The following is a 25053-nucleotide window of genomic DNA, read 5'->3' on the forward strand; positions in this document are numbered from 1 at the left end:
TACGCCCGCGCGTCAGCGCGCGGCGTTGCGGTCGGTAATCATCTTCGGGGTGATAAAGACGAGCATTTCAGTCTTGTTGGCAACGCGTTCGCGCTTGCGGAACAGTGCCCCCAGGTAGGGCACTTCACCCAGCACCGGCACGCGCGATTCGTCATTGGTTTCGGTGAGTTCGAAGATACCACCGATGACGACCGTGCCGCCGTTCTCGACCAGCACTTCGGTCTGCACGTGCTTGGTGTTGATGGCCGGGCCGGCGGAAGTGTTGACGCCACGGGCGTCTTTGCTCACGTCCAGGGTCAGGATGATGTTGCCTTCGGGCGTGATCTGCGGCGTCACTTCCAGCTTCAGCACGGCCTTGCGGAACGAGATGGAGGTCGCGCCGCTGGACGTCGCCTGCTGGTACGGGATTTCCTCACCCTGCTCGATCAGCGCCTTGGTCTGGTCGGCCGTGATGACGCGGGGGCTGGAAACCAGCTTGCCCTTGCCATCGGCTTCGAGCGCGGAGATTTCGAGGTTCAGCATGCGCGAGAAGCTCGAATTGAAGAGCGAGAACGCAAAGGAACCTGCCGAGTTACCAGTGCCGCCCGCATCGCCTGCCGGCAGGTTGATGAAATTGCTGCTGGTCGGCGAGCCGAACGTGACGGTCGGGCTCGTGGTGGTCGAGCTCAGCGTCGTGGTACCGCCGGTCGTTGTGGACGACGAGGTGGTCCCCCCGCCAGTCACCGAGGGCCAGGTGCCGAACGAGTTGTTCCGGTTGATCACGCCACCACCCAGCTTGACGCCCAGCGATTTGCCGAAGGTGTCGGAAGCTTCGACGATTCGGGCTTCGATCAGCACCTGCCGAACCGGAATGTCCAGCTTCTGGATAAGGTCCGCGATCTGTGCAAGCCGCGACGGGATGTCCGAGACGAACAGCTGGTTCGTGCGGGATTCCGCGATCACGCTGCCACGAGGGCTCAGGATACGGGTGGTCGTACCACCTCCGCCCCCACCACCGCTGGAGGCACCCGTGCCGGTCAAGCCTTGCGCAATGGCAATGGCCTTGGTGTAGTTGAGCTGGAACGACTGAGTCCGAAGCGGCTCGAGATTCTCGATCGTTGCCTTGGCCTCGAACTCGAGCTTTTCCTTGGCATTGATTTCATCCTTTGGCGCAATCCACAGCACGCTGCCGTTCTTGCGCATGCCCAGGTTCTTCGCCTGCATGATGATGTCGAGCGCCTGGTCCCAGGGCACATCCTTCAGGCGAAGCGTCAGGGCACCGGTCACGGAGTCCGAGGTCACGATGTTGAAGTTCGTGAAGTCGGCGATCACCTGAAGGAGCGAGCGGATTTCAATGTTCTGGAAGTTCAGCGAGAGCTTCTCGCCGTTGTAGCCGACGCCTTGGGTCAGCTTGGTCGGATCGACCTTGCGGGCCCGCATTTCGACCACGAACTGGTTTTCGCTCTGGTAGGCGCTGTGCTCCCAGTCGCCCTTGGCCTCGATGGTCATGCGCACGCGGTCACCGGCCTGCTGCGAGGTGATCAGTTGCACCGGGGTACCGAAGTCCGCCACGTCGAGGCGGCGGCGCAGGCCTTCGGGCAAGGTCGACTTGGTGAATTCCACGACGAGGTTCTTGCCCTGCTGCTTGACGTCGACACCGACCTGGTTGTTCGGCAGATCGACGATCACGCGGCCGGTGTTGTCGGAGCCGAGGCGGAAGTCGACATCGCGCAGCGGCAGCGTGTCGCGGTTGCGGTTCTCGGCGAAGGTGGTGGCGGCAGACACGGCAAGCGCCGTGCCGGCCACGGGCTCGAGCACTACCAGCAGCGACTTGCCCTGGATTTCGGCCTTGTAGGCAGTCGCCTGCTTCAGGTTCAGCACCACGCGGCTGCGGTCACCGGCCTGGACCACATTGACCGAACGCAGGTTGCCCTGGTTCACTTCGATCGCGGAGCGTCCGATGGCGTTCGTGACACCCGGGAAATCAAGCGCAATGCGCGCAGGCGTCTGCACGGCGAATCCCGCCGGCACCGCGGTGAGCGGCTGCGCGAGATCGATGCGGATCACTCCGCGCCGGATTGCGTCGAGCTGGTGACGGATTCGATTGCGTTCTGCGCATGGGCCACGGCCCAGACGCTCAAGGTCAGCAGACCCAGCCCGGCAGCGCGCAGCCACTGTGCCATCGTTGATTTTTTCTGGTTCATTTCGCACTCTCTTGCAACTGCAGCGTGGCTACGCGTTCGATCCATTCACCGGCGGCGTCCTGCACGATTTCGCGCAAGGCAACTTCGGTTTCGTTGATACGGGTGATACGCCCGTAGTTGAGTCCCAGGTATTCGCCGACGCGCACCTTGTAGAGCAGCTTGTCGACACGGACCAGCGCCACCGGCTGGCCGTTGCGATTCATGCTGCCGACCATCGCCATGGAGTCGAGCGGGAAGGCTTCGAGCGCTTCCTTGCGGCGCGCCAGCTCAGGCGCGATCAGCTCCGAAGTGCTCGGCTGGTTCGACTCGCGACGCAGCGCCTGCGTCAGCTTCAGCATGTTGAACGGCTCGAACGAGGAAGCCTCGGTGTAGGTCTGCGGCGTGAACTTCTTGGGTTCCGTGATGCGGGGCACCGAAGGTTTCACCTGGGCGCGCTGCTCGGCCATCCAGCGTTGCAGGTCTTCCTGGTCGGACTCGCAGGCGCTGAGGCCCGCGGAGACCAGCATGACCCCGATGACTTTGATGGCGACTTTCATTTCTTCGCCTTTGGCGCTGCGGCGCGTTTCTGGGCGGCCCGCTCGTCATCGTCGAGATAACGGAAGGTACGCGCCGTGGCGTCCATCGTCAGCGTGTCCTTGTCCTTCTGCGGGGTGATCGTCACGCCGTTCAGCGTCACGATGCGCGAGAGTCCGGCGACGTCGGCTACGAAGGCGCCCATGTCATGGTATTTGCCGGTGACGCGGACCGCGATCGGCAATTCGGCGTAGTAGTCCTTGACCACCACCTGCCCGGGCCGGAACAGCTCGAATTGCAGGCTGCGGCCAAGCCCCGCCTGATTGATGTCCGAGAGCAGTGCATCCATTTCCGCCTTGCTGGGCAGTTGCTTCTCGAGCAGGGTCACGTACTGCTGCACCTGCTCGCGCTGCTTCTTCAGCAGGTCGAGGTTGGCCGCCTGCGCGACCTTCTTCTGGTAGTCGGCCTTGAGCGTGACTTCCTTGTTGCGCTCGGCCTCGAGCTCATCGTTCGAATTGGTCAGCCAGACGAACCACAGGGCCACCAGCACCAGTGCGGTCACCGCCAGGCAGAGCGCATAGCGCGGCACGGCCGGCCACACCGAGGGGTCATTCGGATTGAGCCCGCGGAACTGTTCGCTGAAACGCTGCAATGCAGCGCTGACATCCACTTTGGGTAAGGATCGTTTGCTTGCCATGATCGGTTACCCCTTGGATTGCGCCGCGGAGGTCGTCAATGCCTTGTCGGCGGCCGCCTTCTGGGCGTCGGTGGGGCGCTTAAGGCCGATGCGCATCGTGAAGTTGGCGACGCGTCGCTGGTCACGCTGGCTCAAGTTGACGTTCGCCGAAGTGATTTCGACCAGTTCCGGCTTCACCAGCCAGGGGCTGTTGTTGCCCAGGTTGCGCAGCAGTTCGGACACCCGCTCGTTCGACTGCGCCATGCCCTGCAGCGTGACGGTCTGGTTGTCCTGCTTCATGCTGGTCAGGTAGACGCCGTCGGGCAGCTGTCGCACCAGTTCGTTGAACAGGTGCACCGGAAGATTCCGGTCGCCCTGAAGGTCTTCGACCGCCTGCTGGCGTGCGCGCAGGGCTGCGATTTCTTCCTGCAAGGTCGAGATCTCCTTGATCTCGACTTCGAGCTTCTTGATCTCCGCCTGGAGAAAGCTGTTCTTCGATTGCTGAGCGGAAATCTGGGCTTCGTACCAGAGGTACCCCAGCGCGGAAATGAGTACACCCAGGAGAGCCGCGGCACCCAAGGTTCCATAGAACGCCTCGCGACGCCGCTTTCGAGCGGCTTCGCGGTGCGGGAGCAGATTGATCAGGATCACTGCAGAAATCTCCGCATGGCCAGCCCGCACGAGGTGAGATATGAAGGTGCTTCGCGCCGCACCTTCTTCTCCCGGATGTTGGGGCCGAAGTCCATGCCGTCGAAGGGATTCACCAGGGAACAGGCGAACGAGGTCTGGCGCGTCACTGCATTGGTCAGCCCGGGCAGCGAAGAGGAACCGCCCGCAAGCAACACATAGTCCACGCGGTTGTGCGGCGTGCTCGTGAAGAAGAACTGCAGCGCACGCGCGATTTCCTGCGCGATGCTTTCCACGAAAGGCTTGAGCACTCCGGAGCCGTAGTCGTCGGGCAGGTCGCCGCTGCGCTTCTTGGCCTCGGCCTCTTCCGCGGAAAAACCGTACTGCCGAACGATCAGCTGGGTCAATTGGGCACCGCCGAATGCCTGGTCTCGGTCATACAGCACTTCCTGGTTGCGCAGCACCTGCATGCTGGTGGTGAAAGCGCCCACTTCGAAAAGCGCGACCACGGCATCCACACCCTTGCCGGGCAATTGCTCGATCAGCCGTGCGGTCGCAAGGCGCGATGCATAAGACTCGACGTCCAGGATCATCGCCTTCAGCCCTGCCGCTTCGGCCAGGCCTTCGCGATCCTGGACCTTTTCCTTGCGGGAGGCGGCAATCAGCACCTCCACGTCGCCGGCCGAAGTCGCACTCGGGCCCGTCACGCAGAAATCGAGGCTCACTTCATCCAGAGAGAACGGGATGTATTGATTGGCTTCCGACTCGACCTGAATCTCGAGCTCCTGCTCGCTCATGCCGCCCGGAAGAATGATCTTCTTGGTGATCACCGCCGAAGGAGGCAAGGCGAGAGCGACGTTGCGCGTGCGCGTGCCGCTCTTGCGGACGACGCGGCGCACGGCTTCGGCCACTTCGTCGAATTTCTCGACGTTGCCGTCGGTGATCCAGCCACGCTCGAGGGGCTCGATGGCACAGCGTTCCAGAACCAGCTTGCCGCTGGCCTCACGGCCGAGCTCGACCAGCTTGACGCTGGACGAACTGACGTCCAACCCCAGCAAGGGAGCGTTCTGACGACGAAACAATGATCCAAGAGAAGCCAAGTGAGGTCCCTTTTCCCCTGTATTTGTAACCAATGGAAAAATTTGCGTTCGGTTGCATGCTAGCAGCAGGCGTAGCGGCAACCAAGCGACGCCAGGGGCCAAAGCTCCCGAGCGTTGTCAAAACCTGACGGCAAAGCCGCATTCTGTAACTTTTGAATTAGCGCGTCGCGAGGGTAACAAAGATCGGATGGTTCGAAGGGGACGGCTTTTTATAATGACGGGTGACTCCTCGGCCCTACATGCAAGAAAAAACTTCAAGCCCCACAGGGCCAGCCAAGACCCCTCCCCCCAAACGCCCAGCCTGGCTGAGATGGCTGCTGCGCCTGTTTTTCTGGGGGTTCGGCATTGCCGCGGCCGGCGTGCTCTCGGTCCTTTGCGTGGTGGCGGTGGCCCTGGCGGTCGCCTATCCCAATCTGCCGGATATCAGCGAGCTGTCGGACTATCGGCCCAAGCTGCCGCTGCGGGTGTTCTCGGCCGAAGGCACGCTGATCGGCGAATTCGGGGAGGAGCGCCGCAACCTGACGCCCATCTCGGCCATTCCCAAGGTCGTGAAAGACGCCGTGCTGGCCGCCGAAGACTCGCGCTTCTATGACCACGGCGGCGTCGACTACAAGGGCATGGTGCGCGCCGGCCTGGCCAACCTGAATCGGGTGAAGAGCCAGGGCGCCTCGACCATCACCATGCAGGTCGCGCGCAATGTCTACCTGAGCTCCGAGAAAACGCTGACCCGCAAGGTCTACGAAGTGCTCCTGACCTTCAAGCTGGAACACTTGCTGACCAAGGACCAGATCTTCGAGATCTACCTGAACCAGATCTACCTCGGCAACCGCGCCTACGGCTTTGCCGCCGCTTCCGAAGCGTATTTCGGCAAGCCGCTGCAGGAACTCACGATCGCCCAGGCCGCCATGCTTGCCGGCCTGCCCAAGGCGCCTGGCGCGAACAACCCGGTCAACAACCCGCAGCGCGCGCGCGGCCGGCAGTTCTACGTGATCGACCGCATGCAGGAAGCCGGCTTCATCACCGCCGAACAGGCTGCGGAAGCCAAGAAAGAAGAACTGCATCTGCGCGACGCCGCCGACCCGAACCGCCTGCATGCCGAGTACGTGGCCGAGACGGTGCGCCAGCTGATGTACGCGCAATACGGTGACAGCACCTACACGCGCGGCCTGAAGGTCTACACCTCGCTGGTGGCGGCCGACCAGGCAGCCGCCTACAAGGCACTGCGCAAGGGCATCATGGACTACGAGCGCCGCCAGATCTATCGCGGCCCCGAGAAGTTCGTCGACCTGCCCGCCGACGCCAAGGACCTCGACGAAGCGGTGGACGACGCACTCAGCGACCATCCCGACAACGGCGACGTGATGGCCGCCGTGGTGCTCAAGGCCACGCCCAAGCAGATCGACGCGGTGCGCGCCAATGGCGACGCGGTGCAGATCACAGGCGAAGGCCTCAAGCCCGCGCAGTCCGGCCTCTCGGACAAGGCGCCGCCCAACATCAAGATCCGCCGCGGCGCGGTGATCCGCGTGGTGAAGACGCCCAAGAACACCTGGGAAATCACCCAGTTGCCCGAAGTGGAAGGCGCCTTCGTCGCCATGGATCCGCGCGACGGCGCCATCAAGGCGCTGGTCGGCGGCTTCGATTTCGGCAAGAACAAGTTCAACCACGTGACCCAGGCCTGGCGCCAGCCGGGCTCGAGCTTCAAGCCCTTCATCTACTCGGCGGCGCTCGAAAAGGGCTTCACCCCGGCCACCGTCATCAACGACGGCCCGCTCTTCTTCGACGCCGGCACCACCGGCGGCCAGCCATGGGAGCCGAAGAACTACGGCGGCGGCTACGACGGCCCGATGTCGATGCGCACAGCGCTCATGAAGTCGAAGAACCTCGTGTCGATCCGCATCCTGCAGTCCATCGGCACGCGCTACGCCCAGGAGTGGATCACCAACTTCGGCTTCGACAAGGACAAGCACCCCGCCTACCTGCCCATGGCATTGGGCGCGGGCTCGGTCACGCCGATGCAGATGGCGGTGGGCTACTCGGTGTTCGCCAACGGCGGCTATCGCGTCAACCCCTACCTCGTGACCCGCATCACCGACCACAAGGACAAGGTGCTGGTAGACAAGCAGCCGCCGCTGCTCAACGAGTCGCTGCGCGCCATTCCCCAGCGCAACGCCTTCATCATGGACACGCTGCTGCAGTCGGTGGCGCGCGCCGGCACCGCCGCCAAGGCACAGGCCATGCTCAAGCGGCCCGACCTCTACGGCAAGACCGGCACCACCAACGACTCGCTAGACGCCTGGTTCGCGGGCTTCCAGCCCACCATGACGGCCATCTCGTGGATCGGCTACGACACGCCGCGCAACCTGGGCGACCGCGAGACCGGTGGCGGCCTGAGCCTGCCCATCTGGATCAACTACATGGAAACCGCCATCAAGGGCGTGCCGGTGACCGACATCGCGACCGCACCGCCCGCCGGCATTGTGAACGTGGGCGGCGAGTGGTACTACGACGACTATGCGCCCGGCCGCGGCGTAGCGACCCTGGGCGTGGAAGCCACGCCCGCTGCGCCGGTGGAGTCCCTGACCGGCGCACCGGTGAGCCCGCCGGCCCCGCCCGAGGAACGCAGCCGCATCCTCGACCTCTTCAGGAACTGACGCAGTGGATCAGGCCGCCGCGAATTCCAGCGGCTGCCCGGCCTGCAAGGTCGCTTCGCGCGAGAGATTGGCGAAGAGTTCTTCGCCGGTCTTGGTGTCGACCCAGGCCTTGCCGTCGTGCCGGTAGTGATAGCCGCCCGAACGCGCGGCCAACCAGATTTCCTGCAGGGGCTTCTGCAGATTCACGATCAACTGGCTGCCGTTCTGGAATGAAATCGTGATCATCCCGCCAACCCTCTGGTTGTCGATGTCTGCATCGGTCGCGTCGTTGATGCGGTCGCAGCTCTCCTCGATGGCGGCGAGCGCGGCTTCGGCGCGGTCCATGTACTCAATGTCGGTCATTACAATTTCGCTATGTTGAACGTTCGCCAAATTCTAGTGAGCACCCGCGTCCGCGCTGTGCTCATGGTCTGCCTCGCCGCAGCCACCACCGGTCTGGCCGCTTGCGGCCAGAAGGGAGCCTTGTACCTCCCGACCGATCCCGCGGCCGTCCAACGGGCCACGTTGCCGCAGTTGCTGACGCCGGGCGGATCCGGTTCTTCGTCGAGCACAACCACCGCTCCCGCGCCCGCCACCCCGGCCAGCGGAACCACCACCGACAGCAACGACAGCACCGGAACCCGCAAATGACCGGCAGCGTCCCGTCCCCCCTGCCAGGCCAACCGCACGTTGCCGAGCGCGACGGCGCACTGCACGTCGAAGGCGTCGCGCTCGACGCGCTGGCCCGCGAGCACGGCACCCCCCTCTTCATCTATTCGAAGCAGTGGATGCTCGACGCCCTGGCCGCCTACCAGCGCGGCTTCGAGGGGCGCGATGCCCTCATCTGCTACGCCATGAAGGCCAACTCGTCGCTCGGCGTGCTGCGCGTGTTCGCCGAGGCAGGCTGCGGATTCGACATCGTCTCGGGCGGCGAGCTGTCGCGCGTGCTGGCGGTCGGCGCCGATCCGAAGAAGATCATCTTCTCGGGCGTGGGCAAGACGCGCGCCGAGATGCGCCAGGCCCTCGCGGCCGGCATCGCCTGCTTCAACGTCGAGAGCGAGGCCGAGCTCGACGTGCTCAGCGAAGTGGCCGCTGCCGAAGGCAAGCGCGCGCCGATCAGCATCCGCATCAATCCGAACGTCGATCCGAAGACGCACCCGTACATTTCCACCGGCCTCAAGGGCAACAAGTTCGGCATCGCGCATGACCGCGCGGTCGAGGCTTACCGCCACGCCGCAAGGCTGCCGGGCCTCGAGGTGGTCGGCATCGACTGCCACATCGGTTCGCAGATCACCGAAGCCTCTCCCTACCTCGACGCCTGCGACCGCGTGCTGGACCTCGTCGAAGCCATCGAGGCAGCGGGCGTGCCGATCCATCACCTGGACTTCGGCGGCGGCCTGGGCATCGACTACAACGGCGAAGTGCCGCCCAAGGCCGATGCGCTCTGGCAGCAGTTGCTCGCCAAGCTGGACGCCCGCGGCTTCGGCCAGCGCAAGCTGGTCATCGAACCCGGCCGCTCGCTGGTCGGCAACGCGGGCGTGTGCGTAACCGAGGTGCTCTACACCAAGCCCGGCGAAGACAAGAACTTCTGCATCATCGACGCGGCCATGAACGACCTGCCGCGGCCCGCGATGTACCAGGCATTCCAGCGCATCGTGCCGGTGCGCACCCGCGCCGGCGACGCACCGGTCTATGACGTGGTCGGCCCGGTCTGCGAAAGCGGCGACTGGATCGGCCGCGACCGCGCGCTCAACGTGGTGGCAGGAGACCTGCTCGCCGTGCTGTCGGCCGGCGCGTATTGCATGAGCATGTCCAGCAACTACAACACGCGCGGCCGTGCCGCAGAAGTGCTGGTGAGCGGCGCGACCGCAAAGCTGATCCGCCGTCGCGAGACGATGGAAGACCAGCTGCGCGCCGAGATCGACGGCTGATCCTTCCTCGCCCGGCCGTCAGCCGGTGCGCAGCGGCTTGTTGCCGCCGCGTGCCGCGGCCGCCACTACGGCTGCGGCCCTTGCCTTCCGCTTGCTCGCGAAGTCCCACACGCGCCATGCAAGCAGCACCCCGATGATCGCCACGTAGACAAACACTTCGGCGAAGTTGTTCTTGCCCGCGCGCATCCAGAAGAAGTGCAGCAGGCCGAGCCCCGCGATCACATACACCAGCTTGTGCAGCATCTGCCAGCGCTTCGCACCCATCGCCTTGATCGCGCGGTTGAACGAGGTGGCCGCCAGCGGCGTCAGCAGCACGAAGGCGGTGAATCCCACCAGGATGAACGGCCGCTTCGCGATGTCCTTGACGATGTCGCCCCACTCGAAGCCCATGTCGAACCAGCTGTAGCACAGCAGGTGCAGCACCACGTAGAAGTACGCGAACAGGCCCAGCATGCGGCGATAGCGCGCAAGCGCATTCCACTTGCTCATCACGCGCAGCGGCGTCACGGCCAGCACGATGCAGATGAAGCGCAGCGTCCAGTCGCCCGTGGCGCGAATCAGGAACTCGGCCGGGTTGGCACCGAGCCCGTCGGTGAATGCACCGTAGGCCAGCCGCGCGAACGGCAGCAGGCACAGCAGAAAGATGACCGGCTTGGTCGCCGGATGCATGAGCAGCTTGTTCATGAGGCAACGGCCGGACGACGAAGCAGGCTCAGTAGTTCTTCTTCAGGTCCATGCCAGCATAGAGCTGGCCGACCTGGGCTTCGTAGCCGTTGAACATCTCGGTCTTGCGGCGCTTGGCGAACAGGCCGCCGCCGTCGCCGATGCGGCGCTCGGTGGCCTGGCTCCAGCGTGGGTGGTCGACGTTCGGATTCACGTTCGAATAGAAGCCGTATTCGTTGGCCGCCGCCTTGTTCCAGGCCGTGCTCGGCTCCTTTTCGACGAAGCGGATCTTGACGATCGACTTGGCCGACTTGAAGCCGTATTTCCAGGGCACCACCAGCCGCACCGGTGCGCCGTTCTGATTGGGCAGCACCTCGCCGTACATGCCGAAGGCCAGCAGCGTGAGCGGATGCATCGCCTCGTCCATGCGCAGGCCTTCGGTGTAGGGCCAGTCGAGCACACGCGAGCCGACGAAGGGCATGGTCTTGGGGTCGGCCAGCGTCACGAACTCGACGAACTTGGCATTGCCCTGCGGCTCGACCTTCTTGATCAGCTCGGCCAGCGAGTAGCCGACCCACGGAATCACCATCGACCAGCCCTCGACGCAACGCAGGCGGTAGATGCGCTCTTCCTGCGCGCTGAGCTTGAGCAGGTCTTCGATGCCGTACTTGCCCGGCTTCTTGATCAGGCCCTCGACCTCCACCGTCCACGGCCGGGTCTTGAGCGTGCCGGCATTCTTGGCCGGGTCGGCCTTGTCGGTGCCGAACTCGTAGAAGTTGTTGTAGGTGGAGGCGTCCTTGTAGTCGGTGAGCTTGTCCATGGACATGGCACCCGGCACGGCCGATTTGGCGCCCGGCAGCGCCGCGAGCTTGCCCGGCGCCGCCGTCTGGGCCCACGCCTCGCGCGCAGCGAAGCTCGCCAGAGCAGCGCCCGCAGCGCCGCCGGCCATGAGTTTCAGCATGTCGCGCCGGCTCTCGTATGCAGCGCGCGGCGTGATTTCGCTGGGCACCGGGTGGATGAAGCCGTTGTCGTCGCTGCTATGGCGGCGAAGCGGACGGGAATGAAACGACATGGCAAGCCTTTCGCTGGAATCGTTGTGCTCAGGGTAGTTCGTGACCGGCCCCGATTTGGTTACGCGCCGGCACCGCGCGCGGTTTCAATTCTTCGCGAAAGACTGCGGGCTTGCGCCTACAGCGTTCCGTAGCTGTGCAGGCCGCTCAGGAACATGTTGACGCCGAGGAAGGCGAAGGTCGTGACCGCCAGGCCGCCCAGCGCCCACCATGCCGCCACGGTGCCGCGCAGGCCCTTCACGAGCCGCATGTGCAGCCAAGCCGCGTAGTTGAGCCAGACGATCAGCGCCCAGGTTTCCTTCGGGTCCCAGCTCCAGTAGCCGCCCCAGGCGTCGGCGGCCCAAAGGGCGCCGAGCACGGTGGCAATGGTGAAGAAGGCGAAGCCGACCGTGATCGACTTGTACATGACGTCGTCGAGCACCTCGTTGGCCGGCAGCCGCGCCGCGATGCGCTTGCGCCCCAGCAGGATGCCAGCGGCAATCAGCGCCGAGATGCCCGCATAGACCACCCAGTAGCTGCCGCCGGCTTCCTGCACGCGCTGGCGGAAGGCCACGGGCACGAAGCACAGCGCCACGCCCAGCAGCCAGATCGGCGTGAGCTTGTACCAGCGCTTCTCGTCGGCCTGTTCCTTGATGAGATACGCGAAGGCCACCATGGCCGCCAGCGAGAAGGTACCGTAGCCGATGAAGTTGGCCGGCACGTGCAGCTTCATCCACCAGCTCTGCAATGCGGGTACCAGCGGCTGGATTTCGTGCGCCTCGCGCACGATGGTGTACCAGAGCAGGAAGCCGACCGCCGCGCTGACGACCAGCATCACGAAGGCGCCGAGCGCACGCGTGTTGTAGCGCTCTTCGAAGTACAGATAGAACGCTGCCGTGAGCCAGCAGAACAGCACGAACACCTCGTACAGGTTGCTCACCGGGATGTGTCCGATGTCCGGGCCGAGCTGGTGGCTCTCGTACCAGCGCACCATGGTGCCGATCAGCGCCATCGTGACGGCGGCCCAGGCGAGGCGCGAGCCGATCATGTCGAAGGTGTCCGACTGCTTGCCGCCGAAGAAGCCGAGCCAGTAGAACAGCGTGCTCATGAAGAACAGCACGCTCATCCACAGGATGGCCGACTGGCTCGACAGGAAGTACTTGAGCCAGAACACCGTGTCCGCGCGCGCCAGGTCGCCCTGGTAAGAGCTGATGGCCAGCAGCGATGCGGCGGCCACCACGATGGCCAGCACGCGCAGCGGCCGCCAGAACCAGCCGATGGCGATCATCGAGATCACCGCGGCGGCGAGGATCGGCTTCTCGTAGTAGTCCATCGACCCCGCATAGCGCGTGAACGCGAACAGGCCGCCCGCCAGCACCAGCGCCGCGAATACCCAATCGAACAGGTTGCGGCGCGAGAGCCAGCTTTCATTGAGCGTGAGGGTCGTGGTGTTCATGTTGTCTCGGGTTCCGTCTTTTTCAGGGCGAGCAGCTTGTACTTGAGGTGCTCGAATTCGCGGTCGCTGTCCATGGTCTTGCGATTGACCGAGAACGCCATCGTGGCGGTCGTGGCGCCGTCGGCCGAGTTGCCATCGGGCGTCAGCCACACCCAGAGGCGCCGTTCGCGCACGTACAGCATGGCAAAAATCCCGATGATCAGCAACAGGCAGCCCAGATAGACGACGTTCTTGCCGGGGGCGCGCGCCACCTGGAACACGCTGGCCTGCACCTGGGTGAAGTCGGTCATCATCATCGCGACCGGGGCGGGGTAGAAATGCGCGTCGCTGATGGCCAGCACGGCCTGCGTGAGATAGGCCTGCGACTTCTCGTCGCTCGGCAGCACGGCCAGGCCGGCGCCTTCGCGGCTCAGGTTGAGCACCTCGAACAGCACGTCGTTGAGGATGCGCACCAGCACGCCGCCCGCGCGCTCGCGCTCGGCCTCGGGCACGTTGACTTCCATGAACTCCGCAATCGCCTGCCAGCCGCCCACGGTGGTGGCGTCCGGCCTGGCGCGCTCGCTGCCCGAGAACAGCGCCAGCGCGCGGGTGGCCGACACCCGCAACTGCTCGGCCATTTCGGGGCGCTTCGGGTCGGTGGCCTTGGCGATGTAGCGCTCGATGGCGCGCGCGCGGATGTCGGGGTCGGCGAGCGCGGCGCGCATGCGCACGAACCCGTCCATGGAGCCCTGCTCGTCGGCCGGCACGCGCAGGTAGCGGAACGGGTCTTCGGGCTTCTCGCGCATGCCGAGCAGGAATACCGGCTGGCCATCGCCGGTGTCGACCGGCACCATGTAGTTCTGGTACTCGCGTGCCTGGCCGGCGGCGTCGCGCAGCTTGTAGCCGATGCTCGGGCCGATGTTGCGCAGCACCTTCGGCTTGTTGACCTTGTTGGCCGCGCCCAGGCGCGACTCGATGTCGTGGCGCAGGTCGACCTTGCGCACGTCGGCGCCGCTGGTCATGGCGCCGGCATCGGCGAAGTTCTCGACGTTGATCACGCGCAGCGCGGCGTATTCGAGCGTGAGCTTGTCCTTGCCGTTGGTGATTTCGGTGCTCGGGCCGCCGATGATGCCCTCGACCTCGAAAGGCTTGGCCGCGGCCGCCATCGGCACCGCCTTGAGCTTCACCTTGGAGCCGCCGTCGTCGAAGCTCGACTGATAGATCTCCACGCCCTTGTAGCTGGCCGGGTGGTTGACCTCGATGCGCGCGGGCACCTGCTCGCCGGTTTCGCGGTCGTGCAGCACCACTTCGCTGGCAAACAGCTTGGGCATGCCGGTCGAGTAGTAGTCGACGATGAACTTCTTCAGTTCGATGGAGAACGGCAGCTCCTGCAGCAGCACGCCGTCGGCCTGGTTGAGGATGGCCACGCTGCCCTGCCCGCCCTCGGGCACGAGGATGTTGCCGCGGAAGGTCGGGTTGCTGGCCGACAGGCGGTGCTCGGGCGCCACGTCGGCGATCATGCCGCCACCGGTGAATACGCTCTTGCCGTTGAACCAGGTCTGCGCGCGCACGATGAGGTCGCCGTCCAGCAGGCCGCCGATGCACACCAGCACGATCGCGCTGTGGGCCGCGATGTAGCCCAGCTTGTGGGCACCGCCGGCACGCGCCGCGACCATCCAGCCCGCGCCGGTCGGGCGGCTGCCATTGGTGGCCTCGCGCTGCTGCAGCTTGACCTTCCAGCCGCCGCTCACCAGCAGTTGCCCGATGCGACTGGCAGCGGCCTCCGGCGTTTCGCCCAGGCGGTTCTCGGCGCGCTGGCCGAAGGCCTTCAGGCTCTGCGCGCGGATGTCTTCCTTGAAGGTCTTGAGGTCGACCAGGATGCGCGGCGTGTTGCGCGCGACGCACAGCGAAGTGCTGATCACCAGGAACAGCAGGATCAGCATGAACCACCAGGCGCTGTAGACCGTGTCGAGCCGCGCCGCGCGGAACAGCTCGGCCCAGAAGGGCCCGAACTGGTTGATGTAGTTGTTGATGGGCTCGTGCTGCTTGAGCACGGTGCCGATGATCGACGCGATGCAGATGACGGTGAGCAGCGCGATCGCGAAGCGCATCGACGACAGCAGCTCCACCGCCGCGCGAAGCATTTGCGGGCCGCGATGAACGCGAAGGCCATGGGTGGAGACGGACATCGGGGCGAAAGGTAAGGGAAGACGGGAGAAAAGCAAAAGGGCGGGCCATCCTTCTGGATCGGCCCGCCCTTTGTTTGGGGTTGTTGTCGGCGGTTAGTTCACGCTCTGGAGCGCGTGGTCATCAGCGCAGGCCGGCAATGTAGTCGGCAACGGCGGCGATTTCGCGGTCGTTGAGCTTGGCGGCGACACCGGTCATGGGGCCGCTGTTGGTGCGAACGGGGGTGCCGTCGCCGCGGAAGGCCTTGAGCTGGGCCACGGTGTAGTCGGCGTTCTGGCCGCCCAGCCGCGGGTATTGGGCGGGCAGGCCGGCGCCGTTGGGGCTGTGGCAGCCGGCGCAGGCGGGAATGGAGCGCTCGCCGATGCCGCCGCGGTAGATCTTCTCGCCCAGGGCGACGGTGTCCTTGCTCTTCGAGAAGCCGGTCTTGATCTTCTTGGAGGCCACGAACCAGGCGATGTCGCGCATGTCCTGGTCGCTCAGGTTGGCCGCCATGGGGCTCATGACGCTGTTCTTGCGCTTGCCGGACTTGAAGTCCTGCAGCTGCTTGAGGATGTATTCGGGGTGTTGTTGCGCCAGCTTGGGGTTGGCGGCGATGGTCGAGTTGCCGTCGGCGTTGTGGCACGAGGCACAGCTCTGGACCGTGGGCGTGCTCGCGCTGAACAGCGTGTCCCCCTTGGCGGGGTCCGGCTTGGCCGGTTTGGCCGGCGCCGCAGCGGGAGCCGCGGCGGGTTCATCGGCTGCAAAACTCACGCTGGATGCGAGGCCCACGAGGGCCGCAAGCACAATATTGGCAAACAACTTCATATCGGGGGCTTCGAATTTATTGGCGCAAAACCTCACGATTCTACAATGTGGGTCTAGTTTCGAAAGTCCGTAGATGCCCTCCCCGCGCGCCAAGCCCGCTGCCTATCCTCCCCGCGCGGCGCCCGCCGCGGACCCCCAGGTCGCCGAACGAGAGCGCGTTGCGCTCGGCTGGCTGCACACCGCCCACTTCCTCACCAGCGCCCCGCAGCTGGAGCACCTCCCCCCTGTAGACCTGCCCGAGATCGCCTTCGTCGGCCGCTCCAACGCGGGCAAGTCGACCGCCATCAACACCCTGACGCAGCAGACGCGCCTGGCCTTCGCCTCCAAGACGCCGGGCCGCACGCAGCACATCAACCTGTTCGGCATCGGCAAGCAGAAGGTCGACGACGCGGTGCTGGCCGACCTGCCCGGCTACGGCTATGCGGCCGTGCCGCGCGAGGCCAAGCTGCGCTGGCAGCGCGTCATGGGCAACTACCTGATGACGCGCGAGAGCCTGCGCGGCGTGGTGCTGATGTGCGATCCGCGCCACGGCCTGACCGAACTCGACGAGATCCTGCTCGACGTGATCCGCCCGCGCGTGGAGCAGGGCCTCAAGTTCCTGGTGCTGCTGACCAAGTCCGACAAGCTCACGCGCAGCGAAGCCGCCAAGGTGCTGTCGATTACGCGACTGAACGCCGGCGGCGGCGAGGTGAAACTGTTCTCCGCGCTGAAGAAGCAGGGCGTCGGCGAGGCCGCCGAGCTGCTGTGGCGCTGGGTGCACCCGGAAGGCGGCGAGGCGCCGCCGGAGCCCCCCGCGCCACCGCCGGAGGCCTGACCCGGAAGCAGGCTGCACCGGGCGTCCCATCTGCGTAGTTCACTATCAAAAAAATAGCGACAGTCAACCCAAGGAGACAAGAAGCATGATCGAGACATTCCAGCGCAGCCTGCCCAACGGCACCAGCCTGAGCTGCCGCGCCACCGGCGAGCCGGGCCGGCCGCTGATGGTGTTCCTGCACGGCTTTCCGGAGGCCGCGTTCATCTGGGACGAACTGCTCGAATACTTCGCGGACCCCGCCCACGGCGGCTACCGCTGCGTGGCGCCCAACCTGCGCGGCTTCGAGAAGTCGAGCGCGCCGACCGATGTGGCGGCCTACAAGCCCCACCTTCTGATCCAGGACATCCAGCAGCTCGTCGCCACCGAGAGCGCTGACGGCACCATGGCCGCGCTGGTGGCCCACGACTGGGGCGGCGCCTTCGGCTGGGGCTACGCCAACGCCTTCCCGCAGCAGGTCGGCAAGCTGGTCATCATCAATTCGCCGCACCCGGGCACCTTCACCCGCGAACTGCGCAACAGCGCGGCGCAGCAGCAAGCCAGCGCCTACATGAACTTCCTCGCGCGCCCCGATGCCGAGGCGCTGCTCGCGGCCGACGACTTCAAACGCATGTGGCCCTTCTTCACGCTGATGAAGGCCGGCCCGGACGGCTTCGGCTGGCTCACCGAAGAGGTGAAGCAGAAGTACCGCGAAGTCTGGGGCGCGGGTCTCACAGGCGCCTGCAACCTCTACCGCGTGACGCCGATGAAGCCGCCGCTGCCGGGCCAGACCATCGACGGCATTCCGGTGCTGCCGCGCGAACGGCTCACGGTGAATGTTCCTACCTTCGTGTTCTGGGCGCTCGACGATGCGGCGCTGCTGCCCGGACTGCTCGAAGGGCTGGAGGACTACGTACCGAAGCTCGAGATCAAGAAAGTGCCGGACGCGACCCATTGGATCGTGCACGAGCAACCGCAACTGGTCGCCCGCGAGATCGAAGGCTTCCTGCAGCGCAATTGAGGCGGCCGCCGCCGGGCCCCCCAAGGCGAGCCGCGCCTCCCCCATGGGGGGTGGAGTTACACGCAGCGAAGCGAAGTGAAAAGCCGGGGGGCTTTCAATATATTGGAGGCTCGCCCTCCGGGCGGGTCTTGAAGCGGCGGTGCACCCAGTAGTACTGGGAAGGCATCGTGTCGATGTAGCCCTTCAGCCGCTCGTTCATGAGCGCCGTGTCGGCCTCGACGTCGTCGGTCGGAAAGTTCTGCCAGGTCGGCAGCACCTGTATTTCGTAGCCGTCGCGCGTGAGCTTCGACACCACCGGCACCACCTTGGCCTTGCCCAGCCGCGCAAAGCGCGACAGCGAAGGCACTGTGGCCGCCTGCACGCCGTAGAACGGCACGAAGATGGTCTGGTCGCGGCCGAAGTCCATGTCGGGCAGCAGGTACAGCAGGCCGCCCTTGCGCAGGCCCTGCAGCACGGGCTTGATGCCGTCCACCCGGTTGAGCGCCGCCACGTCGCCGAAGCGCGTGCGGCCTTCGCGGATCCAGGCGTCGACCATCGGGTCGCGCTGGGTCGTGTAGATGGTGGCCGAGGGGCGCGCCGTGTGCATGGTCAGCGCGGTGGCGGCGGCATCGAGGCCGTAGAAGTGCGGCGCGAACAGGATCATCGGCGCGTCGCCCTCGGCGATCTCGCGGATCTCCGAAGCCGCGCCGATCACCTTGAGCCGGCTCGCCACCACCTTCTCGGGGGCATGCCAGAGCCAGCCGCGGTCGAGCCACGACTGCGCCACGAAGACGAAGGTCTCGCGCGCGATGGCGCGGCGCTCGGCCTCCGACTTCTCGGGGAAGCAGACCGCGAGGTTGGTGTCGACCACGCGCCGCCGCGGCACGGCAACGGTGTGCAGGATGCGGCCGAGGAACGCGCCGAAGCCGCGCACCAGCGGCAGGGGCAGCGGCGCGATCGCGCGCATGAAGCCGATGCCGAGTCGGGAACCAAAGCTCATGCGGCCTCCCCGGTGGCGGCGGCCACGCGCTCGGCGCGCGGCTCCTTGTAGCGGGCGTAGTCCCACACATACTGGCCGGGCAGGCTGTGGATCAGCCGGCCGATGCCGTCGTTCATGGCAGCGGCGGCCTCCTCGATGGAGGCGGAGGGGTCGGTCAGCGCGGTGCCGACGATCGGCTCGAAGCGGATCACGTAGCCGGCGCCCTTGGGCAGGCGCTCGCAGACGCTGAGGAAGCAGGCCGCGCCGGTCTGTTGCGCGAGGCGGGGAAGCAAGGTGATGGTGTAGGCGGGGCGGCCCAGGAACGGCGCCCAGACGCCCTGCCCCAGCGGCGGCACCTGGTCGGGCAGGATGCCGGTGTAGCCGCCGCCGCGCAGCGTGCGGATCAGGCCGCGCACGCCGCTGTTGTTGGTAGGAAGCGTCTGCAGGCCGGGCCGGTCGCGCGAGCCTGCGGCGATCAGGTCGGCCATCCATTTCTTGCGCGCCGGACGAAACAGCGCCGTGATGGGCCCGTAGGCCGCCAGGAAGCGCTCGCCGATGGCCTGGCCGCACATTTCCCAGCTGCCCAGGTGCGGCGCGACGAGGATCACGCCCTTCTTGGCCTGCATGGCGGCTTCGAAGGCTTCCACGCCTTCCCAGCGCACCACGCGGTCCAGCACGGTCTGGCCATGCGGGCGCAGCCAGAGCCAGGGCAGCTCGGAAGCCATCTTGCCGGCGGCGGCGATGGCGGGGCGGTATTGGCCGGGGGCGAAACCCGCGCTCTCGGCATTGGCCTTGAAGCGGCGGCGGTAGCCCGGCGCGCACCACCAGACCAGCCAGCCCAGCATGGCGCCGAGGCGATGCATCAACGGCATCGGCAACCGGGCAAGCAGGCGAAACAGGGTGATCATTGAAGACGGGAGGGGGTCAAAAAACGGACGCGCGCGCATGGTAGGCGCGGCTCGAATAGAATCCAAATTGTCGCCGAGTTACGGAACAACTTGCAGGGCGACAAACACAAGCGCGAAGGCGATTGTGCCCCGCCGGTCCGCCGGCATCTGCTAAAGCGTTCGCCAGGGCTCCGCAGAGTTGGCAACGCGCCAAGTCACTTCAAGGAGTTTTGAACAAATGGCGAACGATTTCCTCTTCACTTCCGAATCCGTCTCCGAAGGCCACCCCGACAAGGTCGCCGACCAGATCTCGGATGCCATCCTGGACGCGATCTTCGAGCAGGACCCCCGCAGCCGCGTGGCCGCCGAGACGCTGACCAACACCGGCCTCGTGGTGCTGGCCGGCGAAATCACGACCAACGCGCACGTCGACTACATCCAGGTCGCGCGCGACACCATCAAGCGCATCGGCTACGACAACACCGACTACGGCATCGACTACAAGGGTTGCGCCGTGATGGTCTGCTACGACAAGCAGTCCAACGACATCGCCCAGGGCGTGGACCACGCGTCGGACGACCACCTGAACACCGGCGCCGGCGACCAGGGCCTGATGTTCGGCTACGCCTGCGACGAAACGCCCGAGCTGATGCCCGCGCCCATCTACTACGCGCACCGCCTCGTCGAGCGCCAGGCCCAGCTGCGCAAGGACGGCCGCCTGCCCTTCCTGCGCCCCGACGCCAAGAGCCAGGTCACGATGCGCTATGTGGACGGCAAGCCGCACAGCATCGACACCGTGGTGCTCTCCACCCAGCACAGCCCCGACCAGAGCGAGACGCCGACCAAGATGAAGGCATCGTTCAACGAAGCCATCATCGAGGAGATCATCAAGCCAGTGCTGCCCAAGGAGTGGCTCAAGGACACGCGCTACCTGATCAACCCCACCGGCCGTTTCGTCATCGGCGGCCCGCAGGGCGACTGCGGCCTCACCGGCCGCAAGATCATCGTCGACACCTACGGCGGCGCCTGCCCGCACGGCGGTGGCGCGTTCTCGGGCAAGGACCCGTCGAAGGTCGACCGCTCGGCCGCCTACGCAGCGCGCTACGTAGCCAAGAACATCGTGGCCGCTGGCCTGGCGCGCCAGTGCCAGATCCAGGTGGCGTACGCCATCGGCGTGGCCGAGCCGATGAACATCACGGTCTACACCGAAGGCACCGGCGTGATCTCCGACGAGAAGATCGCCGAACTCGTGCGCGAGCACTTCGACCTGCGCCCGAAGGGCATCATCCAGATGCTCGACCTGCTGCGTCCGATCTACCAGAAGACCGCCGCCTACGGCCACTTCGGCCGCGAAGAGCCCGAGTTCACCTGGGAAGCCACCAACCAGGCAGCCGCCCTGCGCGCAGCCGCCGGCATCAAGGGCTGATCGGCCCCGGCCGCCGCTTCTTCAGGCGGCGGCGGCAGTTGAAGGAAAACGCACCGTGACCAGCAGCCCCCGCGCCTCGCGCGGATTGGCTGCCAGGTCCACGTTCGCATCGAAGGCGCGTGCGATCTCCCGCACGATGGCCAGCCCCAGGCCCGTTCCCTCGGTGTCCTGCGACACCCGGTAGAAGCGCTCGAACACGCGCTCGCGCGCCTCGGCTGGAACGCCGGGGCCGTTGTCTTCCACGGTCAGCTCGACCATGCCTTCCACCTTCCGCACGCCGACCGTCACCCTGCCGCCTTCCTGCGTGTAGCGCAAGGCGTTGTCCAGCAGGTTCGTGGCCAGCGCATCGAGCAGCGCCGGCTGGGCCTGCACGACGGCCTCGCCCGGCCCGGCCTCCGACTCCAGACCCAGGTCGATGCCGCGGTGGTCCGCCAGCGCCGCGAGTTGCTCGACGCAGCGCAGCGCTACCGCCCCAAGGTCGACCGGCTCCAGCCGCGTGTGCGCATCGCCGTGCTCGGCCTGCGCCAGCAGCAGCAGCTTGTTCGTCACGTCGACCAGCCGGCGGTTGCTGGTCTGCATCTCTTGCCACATCGCGTCCATGTCGGCGCGGCGCGTGTCCCATTCGCCGCGGTGCTGCCGCGTGTAGCGCGCGAACTCGATCTGCGATGCCTGCATGGCCAGCGGCGTGCGAAGCTGGTGCGCCGCGTCGGCAATGAAGCGCCGCTGCGCCTCGGAGTGGGCCTTGAGCTGCGCCACGAAACGGTTGATGGTGTCGGCCACCGGCCGCAGCTCGGAGTGCAATGCGCCGGGGTCCACCACCAGGTCGAGGTGCAGCGGGTCGCGCTGCGCGAGCTGCTGGCTCAGCCGCACGATGGGGCGCAGCTCGAGCGTCAACGCCGCCACGGCCAGCGCGATGGAGAGCGCCAGCGCAACCAGCAGATACTCCATCGACGGCCACCAGAGCGTGCGCAGCATGTGGTCGCGGCTGCCTTCGGTCTTGCCGACGGCGATGGTGATGTCGCGCGCGCCGCCGGCCTCGTACATCGCGCGCGTGGTGACCACGGCGCGCAGCGGCACGCCGGCGAAGTGGGTGTCGTACCACTGCGCCCGGTCGATTCCCTCGGGCTTGCGCACGGCGGGCAGCGGAAAGTCGGCCGAGCCGGCCAGCACCTCGCCGTTGGCGCCCGTCACGCTGAGGAACACGCGGTCGCGCTCGGGCGACACGAACAGGCTCAATGCCGACGGCGGCACGCTGGCCTTCACGTCCTCGTCTTCCCAGATCAGGCGGTCCGACAGCACCTTGGCCGAGGACAGCAGGTCGTGGTCCTGCACATAGTCGGCCACCTCCGCGGCGTTGCGCCAGTTGAGGTATCCGCAGATGGCCACGAACACCGACATCGGCAGCAGCAGCCACAGCGCAAGGCGAAGGCGAAGGCTGGCGCGCTTGGGCACCCTAGTCTTCCTGGCGCGTGCGCAGCAGGTAGCCCACGCCGCGCAGCGTGATGATCGTTGCCTGGCTCGCCTCGAGCTTCTTGCGCAGCCGGTGGATGTAGATGTCGACCGCATCCGCGCTGGGTTCGTCGTCCAGGCCGAACATCGCGTCGATCAGCGCCTGCTTCGACACGGTGCTGCCGGCCTTCAGCATCAGCGTCTCGAGCAGCGTGCGTTCGCGCGGCGGCAGGGAAAGCTCTTCGCCCGCCAGCGCGAACTGGCGCGTGCGCAGGTCGTAGCGCAGGTCGCCGCAGGCGATGTCGTTGGCCTTGCCGGGCATCTGCCGGCGCACCAGCACCTTGATGCGCGCCACCAGCTCGCGGATCTCGAAGGGCTTGACGAGATAGTCGTCGGCGCCGATCTCCAGGCACAGCACCTTCTGGTCGAGCGACGCCGTGGCCGTGAGGATGATCACCGGCACCGTGTCGCCGCGCTCGCGCAGCCTGCGCAGCACGGCCTTGCCGGAAAGCTGCGGGATGTTCAGGTCGAGCAGCACCACGTCGTAGGCCGTCTGCATGAGCAGGCGATCGGCGGCGTCGCCGTTGTCCACGTGGTCGACCACGAACTCCTGCTCGCGCAACAGGCTGGAGAGCCAGTGCGCGAGTTGCGGGTTGTCTTCGATGAGCAGCAGCTTCATGGGGTCGGGGGTGGTGGCCGTGGATTCTAGGAAGCATCGGCAAGTCCTAGGGATAACCATGACAAATCATGCAGGCGGCCGAAAGCTGGCCGAAAGACGCCGCTTCCTAGACTGGCCTCGTCCTGCGGCAGATGTGCGCGGACTTCCAATTCAATACCAATACGGAGAGACATCATGTCCCTGTCGACGCTCGCCACCCGCCGCACCCTGCTGGCCGCCGCCCTGTGCACCGCCCTTGCCGCCACCGCGCCGCTCGCGCAGGCCGCCGATGCGCCCATCACCATCATGGTGGGCGGCATCAACAAGATCATCTACCTGCCGGCCAAGCTCACCGACGCGCTGGGCTACTTCAAGGACGAAGGCCTGAATGTCGAGCTGCAGTCGCAGCCGGCCGGCGTCGACGCGGAGAACCAGCTGATCGCCGGCGCCGTGCAGGGCGTGGTGGGCTTCTACGACCACACCATCGACCTGCAGAGCAAGGGCAAGGAGATCCAGGCCATCGCCGTGTTCTGCAAGGTGCCGGGCGAAGTCGAGCTGGTCTCGACCAAGGCTGCCGCCGCCGGCTTCAAGACCATGGCCGACGCCAAGGGCGGCAAGACGCTGGGCGTGACCGGACTGGGCTCTTCCACCGACTTCCTCACGCGCTATCTGGCCGACCGCGCCGGCGTGGCCTCGAAGGACTACTCGCTGCTGCCCGTGGGCGCGGGCAACACTTTCATCGCGGCCATGAAGCAGGACCGCATCCAGGCCGGCATGACCACCGAGCCCACCGTGTCGCAGATGCTCAAGACCGGCGACGCCAAGGTGCTGGTCGACCTGCGCACCGAGCCCGACACCATCAAGGCGCTGGGCGGCCTCTACCCCGCGGCCAGCCTGTACGTGCAGAACACCTGGGCCGAGTCGCACAAGGCCGAAGCCACCAAGCTGGCCCGCGCCTTCGCGCGCACCATGGAATACATCCACACCCACAGCGCCGAAGAGATCGCCGAGAAGGTGCCGCGCGACTACTACGGCAACGACAAGGCGCTGTACGTCGAGGCGCTGAAGGCCTCGCTGCCGATGTTCACCACCGACGCCAAGATGCCCGCCGGCGGCCCCGAGACCGTGCTGAAGGTGCTCGCCACCTACAAGCCGCTGGTCAAGAGCAAGAACATCGACCTGTCGAAAACCTACACCAACGCCTACCTGGCGGCAGCGGCGGCGAAGTGACCATGCGCAACGGAACACCCCCCAGCAGCAACGGCAGCGCCGTGACCTCGGCGATCGACTTCAACGACGTCTCGCTGCGCTTCATCTCGCAGGACGGCAACGCCACCGTGGCGCTGCGCAACTTCAGCATGTCGGTGGCGCGCGGCGAGTTCGTCGCCATCGTCGGGCCCACGGGCTGCGGCAAGTCGACCACGCTGAACATGATCACCGGCCTGCTCAAGCCCACCGTGGGCGACGTGAAGGTGATGGGCAAGCCCGTGACCGGCGTCGATCCGCGCATCGGCTTCGTGTTCCAGGCCGATGCGGTGTTCCCTTGGCGCAGCGTGGAAGACAACGTGGCCGCCGGCCCGATCTTCCGCGGCAAGCCGAAGAAGGAAGCGATGGACCTGGCGCAGGAGTGGATCCACCGCGTGGGCCTCTCGAAGTTCGGCAAGCACTACCCGCACCAGTTGTCGGGCGGCATGCGCAAGCGCGTGGCGCTGGCGCAGACATTCATCAACAACCCCGAGATCCTGCTGATGGACGAGCCCTTCTCGGCGCTCGACATGCAGACCCGCACGCTGATGCAGGACGAGCTGCTGCAGCTGTGGTCGGGCAACGGCGGCAGCGTGGTGTTCGTCACGCACGACCTGGAAGAGGCAATTGCCCTGGCCGACCGCGTGTTCGTGCTGTCGGCGCGCCCCGCCACGCTCAAGCGCGTGTACGAGATCGACCTGCCGCGCCCGCGCGTCATGTCCGAGGTGCGCTACGACCCGCAGTTCATCGAGCTCTCGAAGCGCATCTGGGACGACCTGCGCGAAGAAGTGGTGATCCAGTGAACACAACAACGACAAGAA

The 25053-nt window shown here is 66.0% G+C and carries 22 protein-coding genes and 1 pseudogene; 8 read left to right on the forward strand and 15 right to left on the reverse strand.

What is annotated here, in order from left to right; genetic code table 11:
• Nucleotides 1-12: 12 nt before the first annotated feature.
• From pilQ to ACQY8B_RS18705, 5 genes and pseudogenes are all read right to left on the reverse strand, one after another.
• Nucleotides 13-2183: pseudogene (pilQ, locus tag ACQY8B_RS18685) on the reverse strand (type IV pilus secretin PilQ).
• Complete coding sequence (locus tag ACQY8B_RS18690) at nucleotides 2180-2719, reverse strand: pilus assembly protein PilP (protein ID WP_422088071.1); 540 nt, start codon at nucleotides 2717-2719, stop codon at nucleotides 2180-2182. The pseudogene pilQ and the gene ACQY8B_RS18690 overlap by 4 nt, the downstream one beginning before the upstream one ends.
• On the reverse strand, nucleotides 2716-3393 hold the full coding sequence (locus ACQY8B_RS18695; RefSeq protein WP_422088072.1) for a type 4a pilus biogenesis protein PilO: 678 nt from the start codon (nucleotides 3391-3393) through the stop codon (nucleotides 2716-2718). The genes ACQY8B_RS18690 and ACQY8B_RS18695 overlap by 4 nt, the downstream gene beginning before the upstream one ends.
• A 6-nt stretch (nucleotides 3394-3399) precedes the next feature.
• On the reverse strand, nucleotides 3400-4023 hold the full coding sequence (locus tag ACQY8B_RS18700) for a PilN domain-containing protein (protein ID WP_422088073.1): 624 nt from the start codon (nucleotides 4021-4023) through the stop codon (nucleotides 3400-3402).
• A complete protein-coding gene (locus ACQY8B_RS18705) occupies nucleotides 4020-5099 on the reverse strand; it encodes a pilus assembly protein PilM (RefSeq protein WP_081266475.1) in 1080 nt (359 codons plus the stop codon). Before ACQY8B_RS18705 ends, ACQY8B_RS18700 begins: the two co-directional genes overlap by 4 nt.
• Nucleotides 5100-5338: 239 nt before the next feature.
• Between ACQY8B_RS18705 and ACQY8B_RS18710 the strand changes: the two genes are divergently transcribed.
• Nucleotides 5339-7750: a penicillin-binding protein 1A gene (locus ACQY8B_RS18710; protein WP_422088074.1), complete on the forward strand. Its 2412-nt coding sequence runs from the start codon at nucleotides 5339-5341 to the stop codon at nucleotides 7748-7750.
• 9 nt (nucleotides 7751-7759) lie between these two features.
• Here ACQY8B_RS18710 and cyaY read toward each other — a convergent pair whose 3' ends face one another.
• The gene (gene cyaY, locus ACQY8B_RS18715) at nucleotides 7760-8092 is read right to left on the reverse strand and encodes an iron donor protein CyaY (RefSeq protein ID WP_081266477.1); all 333 of its coding nucleotides are present in this window, start codon (nucleotides 8090-8092) and stop codon (nucleotides 7760-7762) included.
• A gap of 63 nt (nucleotides 8093-8155) precedes the next feature.
• Here cyaY and lptM point away from each other — a divergent pair, with 63 nt between their 5' ends.
• Both lptM and lysA read left to right on the forward strand, forming a co-directional pair.
• Entirely contained in the window at nucleotides 8156-8380 is a 225-nt protein-coding gene (lptM, locus tag ACQY8B_RS18720; protein ID WP_422089075.1) for an LPS translocon maturation chaperone LptM, read from the forward strand.
• Complete coding sequence (gene lysA / locus ACQY8B_RS18725; protein ID WP_422088075.1) at nucleotides 8377-9660, forward strand: diaminopimelate decarboxylase; 1284 nt, start codon at nucleotides 8377-8379, stop codon at nucleotides 9658-9660. Before lptM ends, lysA begins: the two co-directional genes overlap by 4 nt.
• A gap of 18 nt (nucleotides 9661-9678) precedes the next feature.
• Here the strand turns inward: lysA and ACQY8B_RS18730 are convergent, their stop codons facing one another.
• The 5 genes from ACQY8B_RS18730 to ACQY8B_RS18750 all read right to left on the reverse strand — a co-directional run bounded on the left by ACQY8B_RS18730 (nucleotide 9679) and on the right by ACQY8B_RS18750 (nucleotide 15798).
• Nucleotides 9679-10344: a sulfite oxidase heme-binding subunit YedZ gene (locus ACQY8B_RS18730; protein WP_422088076.1), complete on the reverse strand. Its 666-nt coding sequence runs from the start codon at nucleotides 10342-10344 to the stop codon at nucleotides 9679-9681.
• Between the two features lie 28 nt (nucleotides 10345-10372).
• Nucleotides 10373-11395, reverse strand: coding sequence for a protein-methionine-sulfoxide reductase catalytic subunit MsrP (gene msrP, locus ACQY8B_RS18735; protein ID WP_422088077.1), 1023 nt, complete (start codon nucleotides 11393-11395; stop codon nucleotides 10373-10375).
• 116 nt (nucleotides 11396-11511) lie between these two features.
• Nucleotides 11512-12828 carry a c-type cytochrome biogenesis protein CcsB gene (ccsB, locus tag ACQY8B_RS18740; protein WP_422088078.1) on the reverse strand — a complete coding sequence of 439 codons (1317 nt, stop codon included), beginning with the start codon at nucleotides 12826-12828 and terminating at the stop codon, nucleotides 11512-11514.
• A complete protein-coding gene (locus ACQY8B_RS18745) occupies nucleotides 12825-14996 on the reverse strand; it encodes a cytochrome c biogenesis protein ResB (protein WP_422088079.1) in 2172 nt (723 codons plus the stop codon). Before ACQY8B_RS18745 ends, ccsB begins: the two co-directional genes overlap by 4 nt.
• Before the next feature lie 121 nt (nucleotides 14997-15117).
• The gene (locus tag ACQY8B_RS18750; protein WP_422088080.1) at nucleotides 15118-15798 is read right to left on the reverse strand and encodes a c-type cytochrome; all 681 of its coding nucleotides are present in this window, start codon (nucleotides 15796-15798) and stop codon (nucleotides 15118-15120) included.
• 73 nt (nucleotides 15799-15871) lie between these two features.
• Between ACQY8B_RS18750 and yihA the strand changes: the two genes are divergently transcribed.
• Together yihA and ACQY8B_RS18760 are read left to right on the forward strand one after the other, a co-directional pair.
• Complete coding sequence (gene yihA, locus ACQY8B_RS18755; RefSeq protein ID WP_081268056.1) at nucleotides 15872-16612, forward strand: ribosome biogenesis GTP-binding protein YihA/YsxC; 741 nt, start codon at nucleotides 15872-15874, stop codon at nucleotides 16610-16612.
• Nucleotides 16613-16697: 85 nt separating this feature from the next.
• Complete coding sequence (locus ACQY8B_RS18760) at nucleotides 16698-17609, forward strand: alpha/beta fold hydrolase (protein WP_422088081.1); 912 nt, start codon at nucleotides 16698-16700, stop codon at nucleotides 17607-17609.
• Between the two features lie 94 nt (nucleotides 17610-17703).
• Here ACQY8B_RS18760 and ACQY8B_RS18765 read toward each other — a convergent pair whose 3' ends face one another.
• Both ACQY8B_RS18765 and ACQY8B_RS18770 read right to left on the reverse strand, forming a co-directional pair.
• Entirely contained in the window at nucleotides 17704-18588 is an 885-nt protein-coding gene (locus ACQY8B_RS18765; protein WP_422088082.1) for a lipid A biosynthesis acyltransferase, read from the reverse strand.
• The gene (locus tag ACQY8B_RS18770) at nucleotides 18585-19475 is read right to left on the reverse strand and encodes a lysophospholipid acyltransferase family protein (protein ID WP_422088083.1); all 891 of its coding nucleotides are present in this window, start codon (nucleotides 19473-19475) and stop codon (nucleotides 18585-18587) included. The genes ACQY8B_RS18765 and ACQY8B_RS18770 overlap by 4 nt, the downstream gene beginning before the upstream one ends.
• Before the next feature lie 217 nt (nucleotides 19476-19692).
• On the opposite strand from ACQY8B_RS18770, the gene metK reads away from it, so the two are divergent.
• On the forward strand, nucleotides 19693-20880 hold the full coding sequence (gene metK / locus ACQY8B_RS18775; RefSeq protein WP_081268060.1) for a methionine adenosyltransferase: 1188 nt from the start codon (nucleotides 19693-19695) through the stop codon (nucleotides 20878-20880).
• 21 nt (nucleotides 20881-20901) lie between these two features.
• Here the strand turns inward: metK and ACQY8B_RS18780 are convergent, their stop codons facing one another.
• Nucleotides 20902-22332, reverse strand: coding sequence for a sensor histidine kinase (locus tag ACQY8B_RS18780; protein WP_422088084.1), 1431 nt, complete (start codon nucleotides 22330-22332; stop codon nucleotides 20902-20904).
• Between the two features lies 1 nt (nucleotide 22333).
• Nucleotides 22334-23008 carry a response regulator gene (locus tag ACQY8B_RS18785; protein ID WP_422088085.1) on the reverse strand — a complete coding sequence of 225 codons (675 nt, stop codon included), beginning with the start codon at nucleotides 23006-23008 and terminating at the stop codon, nucleotides 22334-22336.
• A 174-nt stretch (nucleotides 23009-23182) separates the two neighbouring features.
• Here ACQY8B_RS18785 and ACQY8B_RS18790 point away from each other — a divergent pair, with 174 nt between their 5' ends.
• Both ACQY8B_RS18790 and ACQY8B_RS18795 read left to right on the forward strand, forming a co-directional pair.
• Nucleotides 23183-24217, forward strand: coding sequence for an ABC transporter substrate-binding protein (locus ACQY8B_RS18790; RefSeq protein WP_422088086.1), 1035 nt, complete (start codon nucleotides 23183-23185; stop codon nucleotides 24215-24217).
• 2 nt (nucleotides 24218-24219) lie between these two features.
• A complete protein-coding gene (locus tag ACQY8B_RS18795; RefSeq protein WP_422088087.1) occupies nucleotides 24220-25035 on the forward strand; it encodes an ABC transporter ATP-binding protein in 816 nt (271 codons plus the stop codon).
• Nucleotides 25036-25053 lie beyond the last annotated feature (18 nt).

Origin of the sequence: Variovorax sp., assembly GCF_965279555.1 — a bacterium.
Lineage (GTDB): Bacteria > Pseudomonadota > Gammaproteobacteria > Burkholderiales > Burkholderiaceae_C > Variovorax.